Origin of the sequence: Ralstonia pickettii (genome assembly GCF_000607165.1) — a bacterium.
GTDB lineage: Bacteria > Pseudomonadota > Gammaproteobacteria > Burkholderiales > Burkholderiaceae > Ralstonia > Ralstonia holmesii.
The window spans coordinates 679,617-695,459 of the sequence record NZ_JFZG01000006.1 but is presented as its reverse complement, the minus strand read 5'-3'; the positions used below and the strand labels follow the sequence as shown (position 1 = coordinate 695,459).

The window sequence follows — 15,843 nt, the reverse complement described above, 5'->3', positions numbered from 1 at the left end:
CGAGGTTCAATACAGCACGACAGAACGGATCGACTCACCGCGCTTCATCAGCTCGAAGCCCTCGTTGATGCGCTCCAGCGGCAGCCTGTGCGTGATGAGGTCATCGATGTTGAGCTTGCCTTCCATGTACCAGTCGACGATCTTCGGCACGTCCGTGCGGCCACGTGCGCCACCGAAGGCGGAACCCTTCCACTCACGGCCGGTCACGAGCTGGAACGGGCGCGTGCTGATCTCCGCGCCGGCCTCGGCCACGCCGATGATGATCGACTGGCCCCAGCCCTTGTGGCAGCACTCCAGCGCCTGACGCATGACCTTCGTGTTGCCGATGCACTCGAACGAGTAATCCGCACCGCCGTCGGTGAGCTGGATGATGTGGTCGACCACGTTTTCCACATCATTCGGGTTGATGAAGTGCGTCATGCCGAATTTGCGCGCCATGGCTTCGCGTGCCGGGTTCAGATCCACGCCGATGATCTTGTCGGCGCCCACCATCTTTGCGCCCTGGATCACGTTCAAGCCGATGCCGCCCAGGCCGAACACGACCACGTTTGCGCCCGGTTCCACCTTGGCCGTGTAGACCACCGCGCCCACGCCCGTGGTGACGCCGCAGCCGATGTAGCAGACCTTGTCGAACGGCGCATCGGGGCGGATCTTTGCCAGCGCAATCTCCGGCACCACGATGTGGTTGGCAAACGTGGACGTGCCCATGTAGTGGAACAGCGGCTTGCCGTCGAGCGAGAAGCGCGACGTGCCGTCCGGCATCAGGCCCTTGCCCTGCGTGGCGCGAATGGCCTGGCACAGGTTTGTCTTGCGCGACAGGCAGAACTTGCACTGACGGCATTCCGGCGTGTACAGCGGGATCACGTGGTCGCCGGCTTTCAACGATGTGACCCCCGCGCCCACCTCCAACACCACGCCCGCGCCTTCATGGCCGAGGATTGCCGGGAAGATGCCCTCCGGGTCGGCGCCCGAGAGCGTGTAGTAATCGGTATGGCAAATGCCGGTCGCCTTGATCTCGACGAGCACCTCACCGGCTCGCGGGCCTTGCAGGTCGACTTCTTCCACGGTGAGCGGAGCACCGGCTTTCCAGGCGATGGCGGCTTTGGTTTTCATGCGCATTCCTTTTTTTTGAAGTGGAGCCTGCCCGACGTGGGCAGCGTAGGGAGGGCGATTGTAGAACGTTGCCTGCTCCGGCAACGTGATAGCGGAGTCATGTCACGCAGATCAGACTTCAGATTTCGTTATGACGGCCGTTTCTTGTGCGACGGCAAGGCCGACAGGGTCGTGTGCCGCATGCCTTACATGGTGGAATCCCTGCCATGGGCCTCGTAGTAGGAAACCATACCGTGCTTGCATCCATCCGTACTCGCATTTTGCTGACCTGCGTTGCCATCGTGGTCGGCGCATTGACCTTCGCTGGCGGTCTTAACTATCTCGTGACGCGTTCGTACAACGACGAGTCCATCCGCCAGAACCTGCAGTCCGTCGCGCGCGGCCACATCGCCGGCATCGACGACTGGGTGGCGTCCAAGACGCAGATGATGGTGTCGCTGCAAGACGTGGCAGTGTCTGCGGACCCGATTCCGGTTTTCAAGGCCGTGCACAAGGCTGGCGGCTTCATCAACGTCTATGTCGGCTACCCCGACAAGTCGTACAAATTCTCGAACCCCGAAGGCATTCCGCCCACGTATGACCCGACTGCGCGCCCCTGGTACAAGCAGGCGGTGGAGGCCGGCAAGCCCGTGGTGACGCCGCCGTACGTGAGCGCCAGCACCGGCCAGCTCGTCGTGACCTTCGCGGTGCCCATTCTGGACGGCAGTACCCTCAAGGGCGTGATTGGCGGCGACGTGGCGATGGACAGCGTAATCGCCAACGTCAAGGCCATTCACCCGACGCCGGCCAGCTTCGGCTTCCTCGTCAACGCGGCCGGCAAGATCGTCGCGCACCCGAATGACAAGCTCACGCTCAAGCCGGCGACCGATCTGTCGGCAGGGCTGAACGAAGCCACGCTGGCATCGCTGGCGCAGGCGGAGAAGCCGGTGGAAGTGTCAGTGGATGGCGCATCCAAGCTGCTCTACCGCCAGGGCGTGAAGGGCACCGACTGGGGCCTGGTGGTGGCGCTGGACAAGTCTGATGCCACGGCCGGCATGCGCTCACTGGTGATGACGTCGATTGGCGCGCTGGTGGGCGTGGCCATCGTGGCGGCGCTCATCGTCGGCGCAATGACTTCGCGTGCGTTCCGCCGCCTGTCGATGATCCGCGATGCCATGGACGACATCGGCTCGGGCAGCGGTGACCTCACCAAGCGTCTGCTGTCGGATGGCGAAGACGAAGTCGCGCAGATCGCCCGCTCGTTCAATACGTTTGCCGACAAGCTGACGGCGGTGATGCAGCAGATCCGCCTGGGCAGCGATTCGGTGCGCTCGGCGGCGCAAGAAATTGCCGCTGGCAATGCAGACCTCTCGCAGCGCACGGAAGAGCAAGCCAGCTCGCTGGAAGAAACCGCGTCGAGCATGGAAGAGCTCACGAGCATCGTGAAGCAGAACGCCGATAACGCGCGTCAGGCCAGCCAGCTTGCCGTGACGGCGTCGGACGTTGCCACGCGCGGCGGCAACGTGGTCGGCCAGGTGGTGCAAACCATGGGCGGCATCAACGAGAGCAGCAAGAAGATCGCCGACATCATCGGCGTGATCGAGAGCATTGCGTTCCAGACCAACATCCTGGCGCTGAACGCTGCGGTGGAAGCCGCGCGGGCCGGCGAGCAAGGCCGCGGCTTTGCGGTGGTGGCCAGCGAAGTGCGCAGCCTGGCGCAGCGCTCGGCGGGCGCGGCGAAGGAAATCAAGGCGCTGATTCACGACTCGGTGGATCGTGTGAGCAACGGCACGGCGCTGGTTGATCAGGCCGGCGTGACGATGGCAGAGATCGTCGATGCGGTGAAGCGCGTGACCGACATCATGGGCGAGATTTCGTCAGCGTCGGAAGAGCAGAGCAGCGGCATCGAGCAGGTCAACCAGGCCGTCAACCAGATGGACCAGGTGACGCAGCAGAACGCCGCGCTGGTCGAGCAGGCCGCGGCCGCTGCGGAGTCGCTGGAAGAACAGGCCCTCAACCTGAACGAGGCCGTGGGGCAGTTCCGCCTGTCGCACTGAATCGGGCTCAGGCCTGGGGAGCGGCCGTACTGGCGGCCGCCTTGGCCTTGTCCTGTTCTTCCGCCAGCGCGAGGTCCGCTGCCCGTGCGCGCTGGACCGCAGGCCGTGCCAGGATGCGGTCGATATACGCGCGCACCACGGGCGTCTCGGGCATCAGTTTGAACATCGTGATCCAGTCCAATGCGGCGCCCCAGAGGACGTCTGCCGCCGTGAAGCGCTCGCCGAGGAAGTAGGGCCCTTTGGCCAACTGTGCGTTGATCGCGGCAATGACGGTATCGAAGTCGCCATAGGGTGAGGTCGAATACGCAGCGGGCGCGCGGCCCATTGAATGGTCGACGACAGCGGGCTCGAAACACGAACCGTAGAACGCCATCCATCGCAGGTACGGCCCGCGCAGCGGATCGCCCACGGCTGGCGACAGCCCGGCTTCCGGATACAGCTCTGCCGCATACAGATACACCGCCACCTGCTCGGTGATGACCGCATCGCCATGGCGTAGTGTCGGCACCTTGCCAAGCGGGTTCATCGCGAGAAACTCAGGCGTCCTGTGCTGGCCCGTGGTCAGGTCGAAGGCATGCACCTCGTAGTCGGCGCCGAGTTCTTCGAGCAGCATGCGCGCGCCCCGCGAGCGGCTGCGCGGCGAGTGGTAAAGGATCAGGTGGCGGTCTTGGGGCATCGTCGGCTCCGTGTTCGATGGATACGGGTGAGAAAAGAGTGCCACTGTAGGCGCAAGGCTTGCCTCCGTCTTGGAAAAATCCGCTGCGGCGGTGCATCATCGCGGCATTGTTTTCGCGGACGCCGCTTCCATGACCGATCTACGTGACGTTGCCGACAAGCCAAAGGGCGTGGTCGACCCGCTCGCCTTCCGCCAGCGTTTCCGCCTGAACCGCTATCAGCCGAGTGATGCATTGGCCGGCGTGCTCGAGCACCACTGGATCGTTGAATGGGACTTGCGCGGCCAGCCGCCGTACACCCAGCGCACGCTTCCGTATCCGTGCGTCAACCTGGTGTTCGACCGTCGCCAGACCGCCGTCTTTGGCGTGATGTCGGGCGCGTTCGAAACCACATTGGCGGAGACGGGCCGCGTGATCGGCCTGCGCTTGCGGCCCGGTGCCTTTCGCGCGTTCTTCGGCAAGCCGGTGCGTTTGCTGACCGACAAGACCCTGCCGGTTTCCGATGTGCTTGGCATTGGCGATGCGCAGGCAGAAGAGATGGTGCTCGGCGCACCTGACGACGCCGGCATGGTGTCTGCCGCAGAAACGCTGCTGCTACGCGTGCTGCCGCCACCGGACCCACAGGTTGAGCGCATTCACAGCATCTTGCAGTCGCTGCAACAGGACGCAGGTCTGACCCAGGTACGCGACTTGGCCGAGCGCGCCGGCATGAGCGAACGCACGCTGCAGCAATTGTTCTCGGAGTATGTGGGTGTGACGCCCAAGTGGGTGATCCGCCGATACCGCTTGCATGAGGCGGCGGACCAGCTTGCCAACGGCGTGGGTGTGGATCTGGCTGAGCTTGCGCACGGGCTTGGCTACTTTGACCAAGCCCATTTCACGCGTGACTTCCGCCGCCTTGTCGGCAAGGCGCCTGCGGAGTATCGGCGCGCCAATCAGGCCTAGCGCGCCCGGCGCATCAATCCGCCGCGAGCGCCACGTCCGGCGACGCAGGCGGGCGGTCCGTCATCACGCAGTTGCGCCCCGCCAGCTTGGCGGCATACAGCAGGCGGTCTGCTCGTCGCAGCAGTGGCTCCAGCTCGGGGCCATCCGCCGCGGGTGCCGCCGCCACGCCAAAGCTGGCCGTCATGCGGCAGGGCAGATCGGTGCCGATGGGCACCGCCACCTCGGCAATGCGATGGCGCAGATGGTCAGCCACCGCGCGCGCCTGCGCGAGGCTATCCGCCCACACCATCACCGCGAATTCTTCGCCGCCGATGCGCGCCACCATGTCGGCCGACGGGCCCTCGGCGCGGCACAGGCTTGCAACGGTGCGCAGCGCTTCGTCGCCCACGGCATGGCCGTACGTATCGTTGATGCGCTTGAAGTGGTCGATGTCGAACATGATGAGCGCAACGAGCCGCGCTTTCGGCTGCGGCGATTTGCACATCGCGCTGGCACGGTCTTCAAAGGCGCGGCGGTTGAGCAGATGGGTGAGCGGGTCGGTCTCGGCCATGCGCGCGAGTTCCTGCATCAGGTGTGCGCGTTCCAGTTCCAGCCGGCGGCGCTCGATGCTGTTGATGCGCAGTACGCGAATCGCCTCGAACATCGCGCGGATCTCGCGCCGCGCAAAGCCGGTCGGGATGTGCACGCTCAAGTTGCCGCGCGCAATCCCGTCGATCAGCCGCGTGGCGTTGACAAACGGCCCCACCACGTTGCGGCGGAACGAAATCGTCATCCATGCCAGTGCGCCGAGTACCGACAGCACCGCGCCTGCCGAGCCGATGAGCACCAGCAGCATCGCGCGCCGATGTTCGCGGATGTCGTCATCCGCCAGGCCCAGCACGATGTCGCGGAAATCCGTAATGGCGCGCATGGTGGGCACGTAGCGCTCGGCAAATGCGGCGGGGGTGATATCGACGCCGCCGGGCTGGCTGGCCTCGGCGCGCACGGCAGCCACATAGCGCAGCCCATCGCCGAAGTACTGGGCGCCGAGGGTGGTCAAGGCGTGCTGGTTCAGTGCCGAATGCGCACCCACGCGGGTCTCGATCATGCTGCGCAACTGGTCAATACGGCCGTGCGTGCGTTCGATCGCAAGCTGCTCTTCAAATGTGAGCATGCGGTGCCTGGCCAGCGCACCCGTAAAGCGCGAACCGAGCTGGCCCGCGTATTCACGCAGATCGGCCGACAGCCGCGCCAGCGTCAGGCAATTGAGCACGTCGGGATCGCCGCGCGTGATGTTGGCCGTGCGCGCGTTGACGATGGGCAGGAATTCGGGGATCACCGCGATCATGCGGTTCACGCCGTCGGCGAGGTCATCGCTGCTGCGTGCGCGCAGGGGCAGTGCGGTCAACCGGTCGATGTTGGCGCGGGCAGCGGCCAGATGCGTTTGGGCGCGGCGCGCGGAGGTGATGTCGGCTTCACAGCCAGGGCAATGTTCGGGGCTCAGGGCGTCGAGCAATTGGGCGACGTGTTCATCGCTGGTGGCGCGCATGCGTTGCAGGGCCGCCTTGCGCTCGGCGGGCAGCGGCAAGTCTTCGCCGAGCACGCCGTTGGTCGGGCCGCGTTCGGCTGAAACCTTTTCCATGGCCAACAACGTCATGCGCAGCGCCTGGACGCTGCGGGCGGCATTGTCGGCGCGGCCGTAAGCCAGCCACGCGTAGCCCAGCAGCCAGCACGACAGCGACAACACCGGAACAAGGACGATGGCGACGCTGGCGCTAAAGCGCCTGTCCATCGACGTTTCAGAAGACATGAACAGAGTGGAAGAGCGTCTTGGCGGGCGGTTGGGCAGAGCCGGGAGGCAGTTGCGAATGGGTTGCACAGGTGCCCGCGCTCGTTGCCGCGCGCAATGCACATCTCTGGCTAACGGCAGCACCGGGGGCTTCTTTACCGTGCCATTGGACTCGCGCCGCGCGGGCGGACTGCAAACAAATGCAAAAGGATTCTTACGGGATGTTCAGGCCCAAGCGCTGAAAAGGGGCCGGCGGTCAGGTTGCCACGTCGGCATGGCACGAGATGGGGGTGCACCTTGAGAGCGCCGAGCGCATCTCGTGCCTGGGTGAGGATCGAATGATTCAGGCGGGCCGGTTACTTGACCGCCACTTCGGAGTGCACGACCTCCGGCGCCTTCGCAAAGAATGGCCCGACCAGCTTGCGCCATTCCTGGAAGTCGTCGGACTCGCGAAAATCGACCATATGGTCTTCCACGGTGTTCCAGCGCACGATCAGCACGTAGCTGGTGTCGCGCTCGACGATGTGGTGCAGCTCGGCGCCGTGGCAGCCCTTGGCGCGTGCAAACAGCGGCAAGGCTTGCTGGACGGCGGCTTCAAACTCGCGCTGCTTGCCGGCGAGAATCTCGATGTGGGCCATTTCGAATACCACGTTGTGCTCCGTTCGGTTGGATGGGTGGGCAGACTATAGCTGGCAATGCCCGTCGCCATAGCCCGGCCGGTATCGGGGTTGTTCAACCGCGGGCGCCAGCTTTCGGCGGGCTTCGTCAGCCTGTCCGCCCCGTCGGCCGCCCCTATGACAACCGCGGTTGCGCGGGCATACTCGGATTTCATTGCCTGGCCTGGATCCTGCTCGGGCCTTTGAGACGTCACCTTTAAGCAAAAGCAACCCATGGATAGCGGAAACGACCACCAGAAATTTTTCTACCTCCTGCTGTTTGTCGTCACGCTCGGGCTCTGCTGGATCCTCTCGCCGTTCTTTGGCGCGGTGTTCTGGGGCGTCATCCTGGCGATCCTGTTCCAGCCCGTGCAGCGCGCGCTGGTCGCCCGGATGGACAAGCGGCGTAATCTTGCTGCGCTCACCACGCTCACCCTGATCGTCCTGATCGTGATCCTGCCGGTCATCTTTGTGACGGCGACCATCGTGCAGGAAATCGGCGTTGCCTATCAGGAGATCCAGAGCGCGCAGCCGAACTACTCCCGGTACCTTTCGGAAGCGGTTCATGCGCTGCCCACATGGGTGCAGCAACTGCTTGCCAAAGCCGGCCTGACCAACATCCCCGGCATCCAGAGAAAGCTGGCCGACGGGGCAGCGCAGATCAGCCAGTTTGCCGCGACGCAGGCGCTGAGCATCGGGCAGAACACGTTTCAGTTCGTCGTCGGCTTTGGCGTGATGCTGTACATGGTGTTCTTCCTGTTGCGCGATGGCGCCGAGATCGGCCGCCGCGTGCGCCGCGCGCTGCCGATGGATGAAGAGCACAAGCGCCTGCTGCTGAGCAAGTTCACGACCGTCGTGCGCGCCACCGTGAAAGGCAACATTGCCGTTGCGCTGGTGCAGGGCGCGCTTGGGGGGCTGATTTTCTGGCTCCTCGGCATTGACGGCGTGGTGCTGTGGGGCGCGTTGATGGCCTTCCTGTCGCTGCTGCCCGCGATTGGCGCGAGCCTCGTGTGGATTCCGGTCGCGCTCTACTTCCTGATGGTGGGCGCGATCTGGAAATGCGTGATCCTCGTCGCGTTCTGCGGCGGTGTGATCGGCCTGGTCGACAACCTGCTGCGCCCGCTGCTGGTCGGCAAGGACACCAAGATGCCCGACTGGGTCGTGCTGATCTCCACCCTGGGCGGTATGGAATTGTTCGGCATCACAGGCTTCGTGATCGGGCCGCTGGTTGCCGCGCTGTTCATGGCCAGCTGGGATATTTTTGCGCGCGGGCAGAACGACTGATGCCTCGGCTGAGCGGGCGCTTCATCGCGCTTATATCCGCTCGAAACGCAGACCAGCATGGCGGGTCAGGCGCTCGATGAAGCGTTCGTCGAACATTGTGGCCGGCGTCCAGAAGCCGCCGGGGCGTCCGGTCTTGGTGCCCTCTTTTACGTGGTCCAGCGCGAGGCTGGCGGCAGCCTGACCCAGCATCTTGCCGGTCGAGCCATAGCCGGGGTCCCGATCTCCGGTCACCTTCACCCGCAAGGTGTTTCCTTGATCGGTGCGGCCAAAGAGCCGCAGGTCATAGCGGCCTGCCAATTGCGCCGCAGGCGTGGGGCCTTCGCCGGGTTTGGGCAACAGAAAGCGCTCCATCACGATGCGGATGGGCTTGATGACAATGCCCAGCATGAAGGCGCCCAGGCCGGCCACCATCGTCACGGCTTTCAAACGGCCGCTCAGGCCCGCCCCGGTGATCACTGCTTCGTCGTAGGTGAATGGGTTGCCATAGGCGTTTCCGGACAAGGCGTTGGAGCGGTGCACCACGCGCTCGTTGATGGCCGCCATGACAAAGGGCGCAATCCACACATCGAAATCGGCATCGAACGCCGCGCCCCGTACCGAGCGTTGGCGTGCCGTGAAGCCGTGGCCCTTGGGGCAGAGGGCGTAAGGGTCTGCCAGTTCCCGGCGCAAGGCAGGGTCCGCAGCGGCTTCTTGCACGACGTTGATCAGGCTGGCCACAGTGCCGCCAGATGCGCCGCCCTTGAGCGTCTTGACGCGCAACTTCACCCGCGTGGCGGGTGTACCCCATTGCCGCATGGCTTGTTGCTGCAGGAAGTAGACCCCCATATCCGACGGCACCGAGTCGAAGCCGCAGCAATGCACGATGCGTGCCCCTGACTGCTGCGCCGTCGCTTCATATTTGTTGATCATGCGCTTGATCCACTGGGTCTCGCCGGTGAGGTCGCAGTAGTCCGTGCCGCTTTCGGCGCAGACCTTGATCAAGGGCTCGCCGTACAGCGCGTAGGGGCCAACCGTGGAGACCACTACCCGGGTCTGTGCGCACAGTGCGCGCAACTGGGGTTCGTTGGCGGCGTCTGCCACGATGATCGGGAGGGATTCACTCGCCGCGCCTAGTGAACGCTTGACGTCCAGCAGCTTCGCTTCGGATCGGCCGGCAATGGCCCAGCGCGGCGTTTCTCCACCGCCCGAAAACTGTTCGGCCAGGTAGCGGGTCAGGATCTGACCGACAAAGCTGGTGGCGCCAAACACGACAACGTCATAGTCCGGAGCGGGCATGGAGTCTTCCTTTTGATGGGCGGATGAAAGTGCCGGTATGGCGGCCTTCTGTCGTTCAGCGGCAAACAATAGTGAAGGTGCCCCGCCCGCCAGGCAACTGGCATCGTCGGCATCGCATGACTCAGGCGGACACGCCTCCGTCGCCCCCCGCGGCCCCCACGTTCACCGCCTCCAGCACCTGAAAGACCGTTTCACATTACGGAATTTGCCTCGAATTTCTCGGGCGTCGTCTTCCCGTTTGCTGAAAACACGTTCCGCATCGCAAAATTTGTCAGCTATCTATTTGAAAAATAAAGAAAAACTAACTCTTATGTCTTATATAAGACATTGCTGCGACGCGTCAAAGCCGACCTACAATAAATCCATGCTGCTCGCTTCGAACTCCGGAGCTGCACACGCAACCGATTCTTCTCAAACGCGCTTTATTTCCAGGAAATTGACATGGCCCAGTATCAAGACGACATCAAGGCAGTTGCCGGTTTGAAAGAAACCTACGGCAACGCATGGAACGCGATCAACCCCGAGTACGCTGCTCGCATGCGTGCACAGAACAAGTTCAAGACGGGTCTGGACATCGCCAAGTACACCGCCAAGATCATGCGCGCCGACATGGCCGCCTACGACGCCGATCCGTCCAAGTACACGCAGTCGCTGGGTTGCTGGCACGGCTTCATCGGCCAGCAGAAGATGATTTCCATCAAGAAGCACTTCAAGAGCACCGAACGCCGCTACCTGTACCTGTCGGGCTGGATGGTCGCTGCGCTGCGCTCGGAGTTCGGCCCGCTGCCGGATCAATCGATGCACGAGAAGACTTCTGTCAGCGCGCTGATCCGCGAGCTGTACACGTTCCTGCGCCAAGCCGACGCGCGTGAACTGGGCGGCCTCTTCCGCGAACTGGACGCTGCCAAAGACGCCGCTGCCAAGGCCGCGATCCAAGAAAAGATCGACAACCACGTCACCCACGTGGTGCCCATCATTGCCGACATCGACGCCGGTTTCGGCAACGCAGAAGCCACGTACCTGCTGGCCAAGCAGTTCATCGAAGCGGGTGCCTGCTGCATCCAGATCGAAAACCAGGTGTCGGACGAGAAGCAGTGCGGCCACCAGGACGGCAAGGTCACCGTGCCGCATGAAGACTTCCTGGCCAAGATCCGCGCGATCCGCTACGCGTTCCTGGAGCTGGGCGTGGACGACGGCATCATCGTCGCCCGTACCGATTCGCTGGGCGCAGGCCTGACCAAGCAGATCGCCGTGACGAACACGCCGGGCGACCTGGGCGACCAATACAACGCGTTCCTCGACTGCGAAGAGCTGTCGGCCGACCAACTGGGCAACGGTGATGTCGTCATCAAGCGCGACGGCAAGCTGCTGCGTCCGAAGCGCCTGCCGAGCAACCTGTTCCAGTTCCGCGCAGGCACTGGCGAAGCACGTTGCGTGCTGGATTGCATCACCTCGCTGCAAAACGGCGCCGACCTGCTGTGGATCGAAACCGAAAAGCCGCACATCGCCCAGATTGGCGGCATGGTGAGCGAAATCCGCAAGGTCATCCCGAACGCCAAGCTGGTGTACAACAACAGCCCGTCGTTCAACTGGACGCTGAACTTCCGTCAGCAGGTGTATGACGCGATGAAGGAAGCCGGCAAGGATGTGTCGGCCTACGAGCGCGGCCAACTGATGAGCACGGAATACGACGACAGCGAACTGGCGAAGCTCGCTGATGAGAAGATCCGCACGTTCCAGGCCGATGCGTCGCGCGAAGCCGGCATCTTCCACCACCTGATCACGCTGCCGACGTACCACACCGCCGCGCTGTCGACCGACAACCTGGCCAAGGAATACTTCGGCGACCAAGGCATGCTCGGTTATGTGGCTGGCGTGCAGCGCAAGGAAATCCGTCAAGGCATCGCCTGCGTCAAGCACCAGAACATGTCGGGCTCGGATATTGGCGACGACCACAAGGAATACTTCAGCGGCGAAGCAGCGCTGAAGGCTGCGGGTAAGGACAACACGATGAACCAGTTCCACTGATGCATTGATCGACTGATTCGGTCATACCCCAAGCAAAACGCCAACCCATCGCGGGTTGGCGTTTTCTTTTGCCGAGAACGCCGTGGGATGCTCGTCGAATCACACGTGCGCTTCAGGTGTGCTCAGAGAGCACCGTCCTTCGGCCAGACCACATCGGCTTTCCACGATTCCGACGCAATGAATTGCTTGAGCTTGTCTTGCAGCAGTGCGGTCCAGGCAGCGGCGAAGCGGGAAGGGGGATTCTCGCGCAGGGTCGTGATCGCCACGCTCGACCGGATGCCGGGACGCCCGATGCGATGCGCAACGAGTTCACCACGCGCGATCTCCTCTTTGATCGCGATGTAGGTCAGGATCGAATAGCCGGCGCCGGCCTTCACCAGTTGCTTGGTCAGCGACACGCTGTCGACTTCCAGGGCGATGCGCAGGCGCACACCGTGCTGGATCGCCGCCTGTTCGACCAGGCGCCGGTTGCTGTGCGGCAGGCCGGGCAAGATCAGCGGAATGCTGGCCAGGTCGCGGATCTGGTATTCGCGCTTGTCGGTCTCTGAGCCAGGCGGCCCCACGAGGATCATGGGCTCGCTGAACAAAGGGCGCACGTGGAACGCATCCAGCGGCGGCTGGTTGTAGACGACGGCCAGGTCAACGCGCCGGTCCAGCACCCACTCCTGCAGCGAGCTGCTCAGGCCTTCTCGCACGTGCAGTGACACCCGAGGCCACTGCGCCCGGAAGTCCTGGACGAGATCGGCGCCGATCAGCGCGCCCATGGTCGGCGGCAAGCCAACAGCCAGATGCCCGCGCTCCTCGTCCGCGCTGGCGCGTACGTCTTCGCTGGTTTCGCTGAGCAGGTGGGTGATCATTTCAGCGCGCTCCAGCAGACGCGAGCCCGCCGCGGTGAGCCGGACGCCCCGGCCATGCCGAACCAGCAGCGGCACGCCAATCTCTGCCTCCAGCTTTGCAATCTGCCGGCTCAGCGCGGGTTGCGCGATGTACAGCTCGGCGGCTGCGCGGCTGAAACTGCCGGCACGCGCCACGCGAATGAAGCTCTTGAGTTCTCGGATGTCCATGCTTGCGTTGAGATATGCCGTGTCGGCATAGATTTGTATGTTCACATGGTCTTTGTCAAGAAAAGACCGTCAATCTATGCTTTCTACAAATAACAAATCACCCAACGCGTAGCGGAGACGGCGTTCACGCCCCCAGCGACGACCGCCTTTCAAGCAAGACAAGTCCAGCACGCTGGTGCCGCCTGGTAGCGGCAGAGCGCTGAATGACTGGACGCAGGAGACACCATGAAACATCTGAAGAAGCTGCATGTGCAGGTCTTGATCGGCCTGGCGTGTGCGGTCGTCCTCGGCATCGCCGCGCCGCAGTGGGCCGTTGCCATGAAACCCATCGGGCAGGCATTCATCGCGCTGCTGAAGATGATGCTGGCCCCGATCATCTTCTGCACGCTGGTGCAGGGCCTGGCGCATGTGCGCGACCTGCGCATGCTGGGCCGCATGGGCGTGAAGTCGCTGGTGTACTTCGAGGTGGTCAGCACGGTGGCCATGGTGCTGGGCTTTGTGCTCGTCAACGTGTTCGAGCCCGGGGTGGGGCTGCATGCCACCAACCTTGCCGAAAGCGCCGATGCTGTGAAGGCCACCAGCGGCGCCGGCGGCATCTCGGCCGTCAATTACCTGCTCAGCCTGATTCCGCACACGCTGGTCGATGCATTTGCCAAGGGCGACATCGTGCAGGTGCTGATCATCTCCATCCTGGCGGGCTTGGCGCTGAACCTCTCGGTGGGTCCGGATTCGGTCCTGCTGCGCGGCATGGATGAAGCGCAGAAGGTGCTGTTTCGCATGCTCGGCTTCATCATGAAGCTGGCACCGCTCGGCGCGTTCGGTGCCATGGCCGCGGCCGTGGGCAGCTATGGCGGCGTGACGTTGCTCTATCTGCTGAAGGTCATCCTGCTGTATTACGCCGCGTCGCTGCTGTTCGTGTTCGGCGTGCTCAGTTCGATTACGTGGATGATCGGCCTGCCGTACTTCAGCGTGCTCAAGCTGATTCGCGACGAGATGCTGTTGATCTTCGGCACGGCATCAAGCGAGGTGGCCTTCCCGCGTCTGGTTGAGAAGCTGCAACGCGCAGGTTGTGATGAGGCCGTGGTCGGGTTCGTGCTGCCTGCGGGCTACAGCTTCAACCTCGACGGCACCTCCATCTACATGGCCATCGCCGTGGGTTTCATTGCGCAGGCGACGGACACGCCGTTCTCGCTGTGGCAGCAACTCGGGCTGCTCGCCATCCTGAGCCTCACTTCCAAGGGCGGGACCACCGTTGCCGGCGGGGCGTTCGTCAAGCTGGCGGCCACGCTGCAATCGGTGCGCTCGCTGCCCGTAGCCGGCCTGGGGCTGCTGTTCGGCATCGACCGCGTGATGGCGATTGCCACTGCGCTCGTGAACGTGGTGGGCAACACCGTGGCGGTGTTCGCCATCGCCCGCTGGGAAGGTGCGTTCGACGCCGAAGCGTTCCATCGCGAGACCGGCGGGCAGGCCCGTTCTTCTCTCCTCAAGCTGCAGAAGCCCACCGCACAGGCTGCGGTTGCGCAAGACGCGCTGACCCACTAAGCCACTAAGCCACTAAGCACTGAGCAACACCAACATGCAACGCATTCCCGCCCTCGATCCTGATGCGCTGGACGCAGACCAGCGCGCCGTCTACGACGCCATTGCCAACGGCCCCCGCAAGGGTGTGCGCGGCCCGCTGGCCGTCTGGCTGCATCGCCCGCTGCTGGCCGACCGCGCACAGGCGCTCGGACGCTACTGCCGTTACGACAGCAGCCTGCCGCCGCGCCTGTCCGAACTGGCCATCCTGTTCATGGGCCGCTACTGGCTGGCGGAATACGAATGGGCCGCGCACAAGCCGTTCGCGTTGGAAGCCGGTGTGTCGCCGGCGGTGATCGACGCCATTCGTGACGGCATGAACCCGGCGTTCGAGCAGCGCGACGAGGCGCTCGTCTTCGCTTTCCTGACGCAACTGCATGCCGAGCGCGAAGTGGACGACGGCCTGTACGCCGAGCTGGTTGACGCCATTGGGAAGGACGGCGTGGTCGATCTGGTTGGCATTGCCGGCTACTACACGCTCATCTCCATGACCATCAAGGCATTCAACGTGCCCGCGCCGGCCGGTGCGACGCCGGAACTGCCGACGCAACTGCCGATGTAACAGCAATAAGCAACAAGGAATTCACTGTGCAAGCAACGACCGAATTTGAACAAGCCACGGCTGCGGGCCGACTGGCAGGCAAGGTAGCCATCGTGACCGGCGCGGGCTGCGTCGGGCCGGGCTGGGGCAACGGCCGCGCCGTGGCCGTGCTGTTTGCGATGGCTGGGGCACGCGTATTCGCCGTCGACAAGAACCTCGAAGCCATGGAAGAAACGCTGCGCCGCGTGCGCGAGGCGGGTGGTGAGGTCACGCCGTACACCTGCGACGTGACCGACACTACGGCCGTCAAAGGCATGGTCGATGCCTGCGTGGAGCAGTACGGCCGCGTCGATATCCTGGTGAACAACGTTGGCGGCTCCGCTGCCGGCGGCCCTGTGGCGTTGTCGGAAGACAAGTGGGATGCACAGGTTGCGTTCAACCTCAAGAGCGTCTATCTGACCTGCAAGCACGTGCTGCCCGTGATGGAAGCGCAGGGCAGTGGCGCCATCGTCAATACGGCTTCAACATCCGGCATCCGCTGGACGGGCTCGGCGCAGGTGGCCTATGCCGCTTGCAAGGCGGGCGTGATCCAGCTTTCCAAGGTCGTGGCCGTCGAGTACGCGAAGAAGGGCATCCGCGTGAACACCGTGGTGCCGGGCCAATTGCATACGCCCATGGTGGAAGTGCGCCTGGCCGGCCAGCGCTCCGGCGGCGACGTCGACAAGCTGCTCGAAAGCCGGCTCGCTCGCATTCCGCTCGGCTTCATGGGTGACGGGCGTGACACCGCGCATGCCGCGCTGTTCCTGGCGTCTGACGAGGCGCGCTTTGTCACCGGCACCGAAGTCGTGGTCGATGGCGGCATGACGGCGCGGTGCGACTGA

The 15,843-nt window shown here is 63.7% G+C and carries 13 protein-coding genes; 7 read left to right on the top strand and 6 right to left on the bottom strand.

The genetic code is table 11. The annotated features are described in order from the left end of the window. Positions 1–6: 6 nt before the first annotated feature. On the bottom strand, positions 7–1,113 hold the full coding sequence (locus tag BG83_RS0109535; protein WP_024976502.1) for an S-(hydroxymethyl)glutathione dehydrogenase/class III alcohol dehydrogenase: 1,107 nt from the start codon (positions 1,111–1,113) through the stop codon (positions 7–9). A 233-nt stretch (positions 1,114–1,346) separates the two neighbouring features. Between BG83_RS0109535 and BG83_RS0109530 the strand changes: the two genes are divergently transcribed. Next, positions 1,347–3,149, top strand: coding sequence for a methyl-accepting chemotaxis protein (locus BG83_RS0109530; RefSeq protein ID WP_024976501.1), 1,803 nt, complete (start codon positions 1,347–1,349; stop codon positions 3,147–3,149). A gap of 7 nt (positions 3,150–3,156) precedes the next feature. On the opposite strand, the gene BG83_RS0109525 is transcribed toward BG83_RS0109530, so the two are convergent. Further along, on the bottom strand, positions 3,157–3,825 hold the full coding sequence (locus BG83_RS0109525; RefSeq protein ID WP_024976500.1) for a glutathione S-transferase family protein: 669 nt from the start codon (positions 3,823–3,825) through the stop codon (positions 3,157–3,159). Positions 3,826–3,955: 130 nt separating this feature from the next. On the opposite strand from BG83_RS0109525, the gene BG83_RS0109520 reads away from it, so the two are divergent. After that, a complete protein-coding gene (locus tag BG83_RS0109520; RefSeq protein ID WP_024976499.1) occupies positions 3,956–4,768 on the top strand; it encodes an AraC family transcriptional regulator in 813 nt (270 codons plus the stop codon). Between the two features lie 13 nt (positions 4,769–4,781). On the opposite strand, the gene BG83_RS0109515 is transcribed toward BG83_RS0109520, so the two are convergent. Both BG83_RS0109515 and BG83_RS0109510 read right to left on the bottom strand, forming a co-directional pair. Beyond that, positions 4,782–6,539: a GGDEF domain-containing protein gene (locus tag BG83_RS0109515; protein ID WP_024976498.1), complete on the bottom strand. Its 1,758-nt coding sequence runs from the start codon at positions 6,537–6,539 to the stop codon at positions 4,782–4,784. Between the two features lie 353 nt (positions 6,540–6,892). Then, positions 6,893–7,174: an antibiotic biosynthesis monooxygenase family protein gene (locus BG83_RS0109510; RefSeq protein ID WP_037031673.1), complete on the bottom strand. Its 282-nt coding sequence runs from the start codon at positions 7,172–7,174 to the stop codon at positions 6,893–6,895. A gap of 252 nt (positions 7,175–7,426) precedes the next feature. On the opposite strand from BG83_RS0109510, the gene BG83_RS0109505 reads away from it, so the two are divergent. Beyond that, positions 7,427–8,476, top strand: coding sequence for an AI-2E family transporter (locus BG83_RS0109505; RefSeq protein ID WP_024976496.1), 1,050 nt, complete (start codon positions 7,427–7,429; stop codon positions 8,474–8,476). 30 nt (positions 8,477–8,506) lie between these two features. On the opposite strand, the gene BG83_RS0109500 is transcribed toward BG83_RS0109505, so the two are convergent. Further along, positions 8,507–9,751 (bottom strand): saccharopine dehydrogenase family protein, encoded by a 1,245-nt coding sequence (locus tag BG83_RS0109500; protein ID WP_024976495.1) that lies wholly within the window; start codon positions 9,749–9,751, stop codon positions 8,507–8,509. A 441-nt stretch (positions 9,752–10,192) separates the two neighbouring features. Between BG83_RS0109500 and BG83_RS0109495 the strand changes: the two genes are divergently transcribed. Further along, on the top strand, positions 10,193–11,779 hold the full coding sequence (locus BG83_RS0109495) for an isocitrate lyase (RefSeq protein ID WP_024976494.1): 1,587 nt from the start codon (positions 10,193–10,195) through the stop codon (positions 11,777–11,779). A gap of 122 nt (positions 11,780–11,901) precedes the next feature. On the opposite strand, the gene BG83_RS0109490 is transcribed toward BG83_RS0109495, so the two are convergent. Further along, the gene (locus BG83_RS0109490) at positions 11,902–12,888 is read right to left on the bottom strand and encodes a LysR family transcriptional regulator (protein ID WP_235193179.1); all 987 of its coding nucleotides are present in this window, start codon (positions 12,886–12,888) and stop codon (positions 11,902–11,904) included. Positions 12,889–13,068: 180 nt separating this feature from the next. On the opposite strand from BG83_RS0109490, the gene BG83_RS0109485 reads away from it, so the two are divergent. Genes BG83_RS0109485 through BG83_RS0109475 form a run of 3 tightly spaced genes read left to right on the top strand, consistent with a single transcriptional unit; the run spans position 13,069 to position 15,843 of the window. Then, positions 13,069–14,385, top strand: coding sequence for a cation:dicarboxylate symporter family transporter (locus BG83_RS0109485; protein ID WP_024976492.1), 1,317 nt, complete (start codon positions 13,069–13,071; stop codon positions 14,383–14,385). Between the two features lie 34 nt (positions 14,386–14,419). Further along, positions 14,420–14,983: a carboxymuconolactone decarboxylase family protein gene (locus tag BG83_RS0109480; protein WP_024976491.1), complete on the top strand. Its 564-nt coding sequence runs from the start codon at positions 14,420–14,422 to the stop codon at positions 14,981–14,983. Positions 14,984–15,009: 26 nt separating this feature from the next. After that, positions 15,010–15,843, top strand: a complete 834-nt coding sequence (locus BG83_RS0109475) for an SDR family NAD(P)-dependent oxidoreductase (RefSeq protein ID WP_024976490.1) — start codon at positions 15,010–15,012, stop codon at positions 15,841–15,843.

Bases quoted from the DNA above. Each gene is read 5' to 3' on its own strand.
- BG83_RS0109480 (WP_024976491.1), top strand. From the start codon at position 14,420: ATGCAACGCATTCCCGCCCTCGATCCTGATGCGCTGGACGCAGACCAG.
- BG83_RS0109525 (WP_024976500.1), bottom strand. From the start codon at position 3,825: ATGCCCCAAGACCGCCACCTGATCCTTTACCACTCGCCGCGCAGCCGC.
- BG83_RS0109485 (WP_024976492.1), top strand. From the start codon at position 13,069: ATGAAACATCTGAAGAAGCTGCATGTGCAGGTCTTGATCGGCCTGGCG.
- BG83_RS0109515 (WP_024976498.1), bottom strand. From the start codon at position 6,539: ATGGACAGGCGCTTTAGCGCCAGCGTCGCCATCGTCCTTGTTCCGGTG.
- BG83_RS0109505 (WP_024976496.1), top strand. From the start codon at position 7,427: ATGGATAGCGGAAACGACCACCAGAAATTTTTCTACCTCCTGCTGTTT.
- BG83_RS0109520 (WP_024976499.1), top strand. From the start codon at position 3,956: ATGACCGATCTACGTGACGTTGCCGACAAGCCAAAGGGCGTGGTCGAC.
- BG83_RS0109535 (WP_024976502.1), bottom strand. From the start codon at position 1,113: ATGAAAACCAAAGCCGCCATCGCCTGGAAAGCCGGTGCTCCGCTCACC.
- BG83_RS0109510 (WP_037031673.1), bottom strand. From the start codon at position 7,174: ATGGCCCACATCGAGATTCTCGCCGGCAAGCAGCGCGAGTTTGAAGCC.
- BG83_RS0109500 (WP_024976495.1), bottom strand. From the start codon at position 9,751: ATGCCCGCTCCGGACTATGACGTTGTCGTGTTTGGCGCCACCAGCTTT.
- BG83_RS0109495 (WP_024976494.1), top strand. From the start codon at position 10,193: ATGGCCCAGTATCAAGACGACATCAAGGCAGTTGCCGGTTTGAAAGAA.